General features: G+C 35.7%; 5 protein-coding genes. All 5 read right to left on the bottom strand.

Features of this window, described 5'->3' with window-relative positions:
• Positions 1 to 1298 (bottom strand): hypothetical protein (locus D6734_05365; GenBank protein RMF95537.1); only part of this gene is annotated, 1298 nt, incomplete at its 3' end.
• A 17-nt stretch (positions 1299 to 1315) separates the two neighbouring features.
• Positions 1316 to 3742 carry a polysaccharide biosynthesis tyrosine autokinase gene (locus D6734_05360; protein ID RMF95536.1) on the bottom strand — a complete coding sequence of 809 codons (2427 nt, stop codon included), beginning with the start codon at positions 3740 to 3742 and terminating at the stop codon, positions 1316 to 1318.
• A 16-nt stretch (positions 3743 to 3758) separates the two neighbouring features.
• On the bottom strand, positions 3759 to 4853 hold the full coding sequence (locus D6734_05355) for a hypothetical protein (GenBank protein ID RMF95535.1): 1095 nt from the start codon (positions 4851 to 4853) through the stop codon (positions 3759 to 3761).
• A gap of 69 nt (positions 4854 to 4922) precedes the next feature.
• Positions 4923 to 6116 carry an HD domain-containing protein gene (locus tag D6734_05350; GenBank protein RMF95534.1) on the bottom strand — a complete coding sequence of 398 codons (1194 nt, stop codon included), beginning with the start codon at positions 6114 to 6116 and terminating at the stop codon, positions 4923 to 4925.
• 16 nt (positions 6117 to 6132) lie between these two features.
• Positions 6133 to 6924, bottom strand: a complete 792-nt coding sequence (locus tag D6734_05345) for an AAA family ATPase (protein RMF95533.1) — start codon at positions 6922 to 6924, stop codon at positions 6133 to 6135.
• Positions 6925 to 7031: the final 107 nt, after the last annotated feature.

The following is a 7031-nucleotide window of genomic DNA, read 5'->3' as shown; positions in this document are numbered from 1 at the left end:
TCCATTATTCTGATAATTATGAAAGTATTTGCACCTATACTGTGTGTGGCAAGTGCAGTAATTACGGCAATATAGCCGATAATCAGCCCTTTACACCAACATAGAGATAGTTTGGGAAGAATCCTCAACGATTCTTTGTAAAGACTGTATAAGAGATAGATGAAAGCAATTAGCCCAATGATTCCTGTTTCCATAAGTATTCTCACATATTGTGCATCACGAAACTTGTAGCCGGTAATTCCGTAGCCAAAAAAAGGATGTTTTATAAAATCCTTTCCACTTTCAAGCCATGCATTTATTCTTTCAGAAGTAGATGTATCAATTCTCATCCCTGCTATTTTGAGCTGTTTTGCTTGGGGAGGCTGTTTAAATGTATATTCAACTCTTTCATAAGCAGGTTTTGGCAGGAAAAAAGGCATAAGTATAATTATAAGAAGCGCTGTTGCTACAACAGCAATTCTTTTTCTTACATAATAGAGAATAATGCATGATGCAGGAATAAATGCAAGATATGAGCTTCTTGATAGTGTATATACAAAGGGAAGAAAAATAATCCCCATTAAAAACAATGTAATTCCCTTCTCTTTCCACCTCTTTGAAAAAAGAAAAATTCCTGCAGAAATAAAGAAGAGTATCAGAAGATAGCCGCCAAGTGTATTTGGTTCGCCTGTTTCACCTTCAAATGGAGCAGAAACACGCTTGCCTGCCGGAATTTGATAAAGCCCATATATGCAAATGATTATACAAGTTGAAAATACAGCATAAAGTATCTTTTTTATATCTTTCAAATTATCGATATTGTTTACAACTATGAAGTAGATGACATAATATTCAAAATATTTAAGGACATAAAAGAAGCCTGACATTACAGAAACATCATTCCTAAAAATACCAAAGATAGTCGATAAGACACAAACGCCAATGTAGTAAAAAATTGGCTTATTCAATGGTGTTTTGGCAATCAAGCCAATTTCCTTGTAGATTGCTGTTTTCGTAAACCATGAAAGACCTAAAAGTAGAAGCAAAATATCCTCGAATCTTATAACTACAGTTCTGCCAAGTTCAATATCCCCTGATCCAAGAGTTGTTATAGTGATTTCCGGAGAAAGAAGCATTGAGAAAATTACAAAGTAGAGAGCAATTTCATTGCTTATAAAAGAAACAATAATAATAAAAAAGGCGGCGCCTATAAAAAGGGATTGATTGGCAGGAAGAAAAACTATTACAAGAGATACGATTGCTGCAAATAAAAAGAACAGGGGTATATATATATTGTTTCCACTTAACAAGCGGTTCATAGTTTAGATTTGGAATGTTACTCTATATTCATCTTAATATTTTCAGTTGTGGTATTTTTCAGTGAGTATCTATTTTGGAATTTTTTCTCACTCTTACATCCACCTGTTTGCCATAATATGCCTATTACAATCAGCAGAACAATAATCGCAGAGATGATAATCTTTGTTAACTGTTTGCTGTCCAAAGAACTAATGAATTTTCTCAAATTTTCTTTAGTAAAGAAAGATTCCAATTTTGAGAAAAATCTGCTGATTGTATCTATAAATCTGCTCTCAGGAGGTTTGTTAGAATCCTCTGTATAGCTCTTATATCCAAATTTAAAATACTCCGGATTCACATCAGGTTTAAGCCCAAGGAGTACAATGCCAATGACATTCGCTTTTACATTGGATAAAATATTTTTCGCCCGCTTCAATCCGGAACGGGCAATTTTGCCTGCACGATAGACCAATAAAACAGCGTCCGTCTTTGCGCCTAAGATCACAGCATCTGTAACAGGAAGGACAGGAGGTACATCAATAATTATTAGATCAAAATATTCTTTAATCTCTTCAATAAGTTCTTCAATCCCCTGAGCATTCAAAAATTCTGAAGGATTTGGAGGAATATGGCCGCAAGTAATTATAGAAAGATTATCAAGTCCCGGTGTTTGAAAAAGTTGTTCAAACTGAAGATTGCCTAACATCATATCGATAACTGTACGCACAGAATTCTTCCAGTGGCTGTTCCCTATTATAATATCTGTCAATCCCGGTTCCTTCTCTAAACCAAATACCTTATGGAGACGAGGTTTCCGTAAATCACCTTCGATTAGGAGCACTTTTTTACCAAGTTGAGCAAGCGTAATTCCAAGATTTATAGCAACAGAAGTTTTACCTTCACCCAAAGAGGCGCTTGTGATCGTTATAGTTTTGTATTTCTTTTCAAGGAGCATAAATTGAATATTTGTCCGCATTGCCCTGTAACTTTCAGAAAGTATGGAAGAAGGGGCAAAGTGGGAAATCAGTTTGGAATAAAGGTCAATCGTTTCTGCATCCAAGTTTTCCTGAACAGCTCCTGACTGCTGAATTTCACTTATCAACTCCTCATTTCCCACATCAGGAATTACGCCAGTAACAGGAATATCGAGATATTGCTCGAGGTCTTCAATTGTGCCAATTGAAGTATCCAAAGTTTCAATTATGAGCGCCATTACAAAGCCAAGGAGAAGTCCTATAAAGAGTCCTACTGCCGTCTTTTGCGAAATACTCGATGGATTAGTAATTATCGGTTCTTCAAATGCAGGCTTCACAATTGTCACTTCGTCAACCTTTTCCGCTTCCTTTATCAATGCTTCCTGATACTTAGTCTTCAATTGACTGAATAACTCTCTATTGACTTCCACTTCATTTCTTGCTCTCGCAATTGAAAGTAAATCTTCCGGCTTTTCATAGATTGCCTTATCGACCTCTTTTATCCTCGATAGGATATCCTCCTTCTTATAATTGAGAACCTCAACTTTCTTTTTAATCTGTTGTTCCATTTCATTGACAATACTTCTAATTTTTTCTTCCAATTCTTTCAGTGGCGGATAATCATCATTATATTGTTCTCTCAAATCTTTCCTTTTTAGCAGGAGGTCTAAAAGTTCTCTGTTCAACTCATATAAATGCGAATAATAATCAGGCGTGTAGATTCTTCCGAAATCCTCATCAATCGTCTGTCCCTTCTCAAGAATTGCCAATTGTTTTTCTGCTTCAACCAACTCTTCTGCAACTTTGCGGTATTCATCACGAAGCGAACTCTTTTCTTTAAGCAAACTGTCATAATAAAGAGAATCTTCGGACATAATGCCGTTTCTTTGTTGAAGATTCTTGAGCTTTTCTTCAGATTCTCTCAGTTGTTTGCCGACTATTTTCAATTGTGATTCAATAAATTTTCGCGCTTCAGTAACTTGAGCGTTTCTTTCTTTTCTGTTTTCTTCTTTATAAACTTCTGCAACGGTATTTGCCAATAATGTTGCATCTTCAGGATTTTCCGATTCAGCATAGATATTGATTATATTGGTATCTTCTTCCTGCTCTGCTTCCACACTGTCTTGAAGCTCGGAAATGATTTCAACATATTTTGGATTCTTTCTTATCTCTTCTGTTTTAAGATTCTTTGGAACAAATCCTAATCTTTGGGCAACCTTTTCCATAATGCGATAACTTGTAATAACTACGGATTGTGTCGCAATGTCATCCCATGTTGACCATGAAACAACTTCAGTCAAAAGTCCTGTCAAACTTGTTGCCCTTTCAACTTTAACGCTTGCTGTTGCTTTGTAAAGTGGAGTTGGACGCTGAATAAGAGAGAAAAGAAAGGTAAGAAAACCCACAAGCAGTGTTACAGAGATAATTATAAATCTTCTTTTTCTGATAATTCGCCAATAATCGCGCAAATCAAGTTCATATTGTGCCATTAACTTTCCCTGTAAACTATCTCGTATTTCTTATTAAGTCGTAAATATAAAATGGCTGCAATCCCTCATTTATAGTCCTTAAAACAGGCGCAATCTTCTGCAATATTTTATCGAGACGCCCTATAGCCGTATCGGGCACATAAACGATATCACCCGGTTTAAGTTCAAAATTGGATATATTTCCTTCCTGTGCTTTATTTGAGAGTTTACCAAGATTTACCGTTATTACTTTGGGGCTATTGAGAGGGCCACGAATAATCTTCACATTGTCCTTGACCGCAAAGATTGTGAAATCTCCCCGTGACGCAATTGCTGAAAGGAGATTCATCTTTCCATTGACCATCTTAACAATCCCCGGAGATTTGACTTCTCCTAAGACATAAACATTCTCCTCTCCTTTTTTGGGAATGAAAATGAAATCATCATCTATTATTTCAATATCAAATCTGTCGTCTCCCTTTTCTACTAAACTTACGAAGTCGATTGGAAGTATCCTGCCATTCCTTATAATATATGCCCTTTCAAGGTCTGCTAAAGGCAAAAGTCCGCCTGCCAAGGAGAGCGCCTGCCGAAGAGAAATTGGAAATTTAATTGTATAAGCGCCTGCATTTCTAATCTCTCCAAGAATATAAAAGCGCTTGCTCTCATAACTCTGAATAGAAACCACAACCTGAGGATTTTTAACATATTTGGAATACGCCTTTGCCAACTTTTCACGAGCTTCGCCAATAGTTAGTGAAGCAACCTTGACGCGTCCTATCAAGGGGAGAAAGATGCTTCCATCTTCCTCCACTATTGTGCCTCCCCGCGCAGCAGATATTCCATCTGTCCCAAGCTCAGGATGTTTCCATACAGAAACTAAAATACTGTCGCCTATGCCTATTCTATAAACATTTTTTCTTTCAGTTAAAGGTTTTAGATTATAGTCTATACCCTTATCTATTGAACTTTCCCTAACAGGATTAAGGGTAGTACTATTGACTGATGAAGTTTCAATTCCTTGAGATAATTCATTTTGGGGCATTCTATTGTCTTCAACACTTTTACAAGCAGAAAGAATACATATTAAGAAAAGGATAATGTGAAATATTAAAATTTTTCTCATTGCCATAAATCCGTAAATTTACATACTTATATTATATCATTATACATCGTCATTTATGCAATTATTTCAAAGGCATTAACTTATAAGGTCTTCATAAAAGACAGGCGCAACGATATAAACGAGCGTATCTTTGTTCAAATCCACGATTTCAGTTTCTTCTAATTTATTCCCCTGCGCATCATAAAGTATTTCCACTTTTGGTTTTAAGGGACTCAATGGATTGACCTCAATTACCCGTCCAACTTTATTTGAGCTTAAAAGGACATAGCTTCCTACGGGAAAGGCTGACCATTCGCTGACAAGAGCTTTAATCACATCTTTTGAAAAAGACTTCTTATAACTGTTTATGATCATTTTAACAGCATCGAAAGGCGTCATCCTTCCACGCTGTGGGCGAGTGTGTGTAAGGGCTTCATAAATATCTGTAATACCTACAATTTCTGGCAACAATCCTATACTTTCGCCGCTTAATCCCTTTGGATATCCGCTTCCATCAAGGCGCTCATGCTCTCGGTTAACTATTGTTGCCAGCCATTCATATTCAGAACCCAATGCATCGAGAACAAACTGTCTGCTGTAAATCGGATGTTTTCTAATCTCTTCCCTCTCATTTTCAGTAAGTTCTTCCCTCTTATCAATAATTTCTGAAGGAATCTTCGCAAAACCTATATCATGAATCATTGCGCCAATCAGAAGTTGCCTCAATCTTTCTCCAGTAATTCCCAAAGCCATTGCAACTTTTAAACTTAAAATAGCTACATCGACTTGATGCTGTATCAAATTAAAGGACGCAGATTGATAAAAAAGGGCTTTGGCAATCAAGGAAGAATTGGGGTCTTGTATATCCCTAATGAATTTTTCTGCTACATCTTTTATGCCATCTATATCAATCTTATTCTTTTCCAGAAAAAGATTTAAAGACCCCTTCAAAACATCAAGAGCATTTCGGTAAATTTCCGCTGATTTATCATTTTCATTAGTTTCAACAAGCGATTTTTCTTCATCGTAGGATACTTTGTGTCTTTTAAATTCTATATCATCAAATGTGTCAGCACCTGCCGATTCTTTTCCAAAAAAATTTTTATCTATATTTAGAGATTTTGGCTTTCTCAACTCTTTTTTATTTTTTTCAATCTTTTTGTCTTCAAATGTAGGAAATTCGTTATTTACTCCATCAAGAGAAATCTCAGTTTCCCTTTTTTCCTCTTTACCACTGCCCTTATCTTTTAAATTTTTCCCTTTATTTACTAATTCGCTTGCCCTAACCATTGAGAATCCTCTTTTATTAAATTTGCGCTACTTCATTGACCAATACAGTATCTATTTGTTCGCATCCTTTTTCATAGCCTGCCAATAGAGCTAAATCACAGATATTATTTATCAAACGAGGTATCCCACCGCTCAATTCATAAATCAAATCAAGGGACTCCTTTGTAAAAATTCCTCTCTTTGCTCCGCTCTTCTTCAGCCGTAGTGTAATATACCCTACTGTTTCTTCATATGTTAACGGCTTCAATTCACATTTTACAGAAATTCTTTGTTCAAGCTGAGGAATCCTGCTTATCTTAGTCCTCAATTCAGGTTGTCCTGCAAGCAAAATCGTCAGCAAATATCTATCGTCAAGTTGAAAATTCAAAAGTAAACGAATCTCGTCAAAAATTTCATTATTTTTGATTATATGCGCTTCATCAATAAATATTACAGTATCCTTGCCTCTCTTGAAATTGTTCAATAAATTTTCATTTAGCGAATGGATAATATCAAGTTTATCTTCAGGGATATCTTCAACACCTATTTGGTATAGAATTTCCTTTTGAAGGTCAATTGTATCGAGAGAGGGATTGCCAATAAGTCCAATTTCATATTTTTCACTATCAAGAGAATGAATAAGTGTTCTAATCAACAGAGTCTTTCCACATCCCGGCTCACCGCAAATCATTACTGCACCTTTTCGATTTTGAATTGCAAAAAGAGATCTTCTCAAAGTGGTTTCGTGGGAAGACGAAGGAAAATAGAAAAAAGGGTCAGGCACATTATCAAAAGGAAATGCATTGAGCTCATAGTAATCTTTATACAATTTCGAAAACTCCCATCAATAATTTATTTAAATTTAACAAATAGTTATCGTTAATTTTAAAAATTTCTTTTAATAAAATCCTCCCCTCTTTCAATATAACAATATAC

This window comes from Candidatus Schekmanbacteria bacterium, assembly GCA_003695725.1.
Classification (GTDB): Bacteria; Schekmanbacteria; GWA2-38-11; order GWA2-38-11; family J061; genus J061.
The sequence above is the reverse complement of the archived record's forward strand: the minus strand, read 5'-3'. Positions and strand labels throughout refer to the sequence as shown.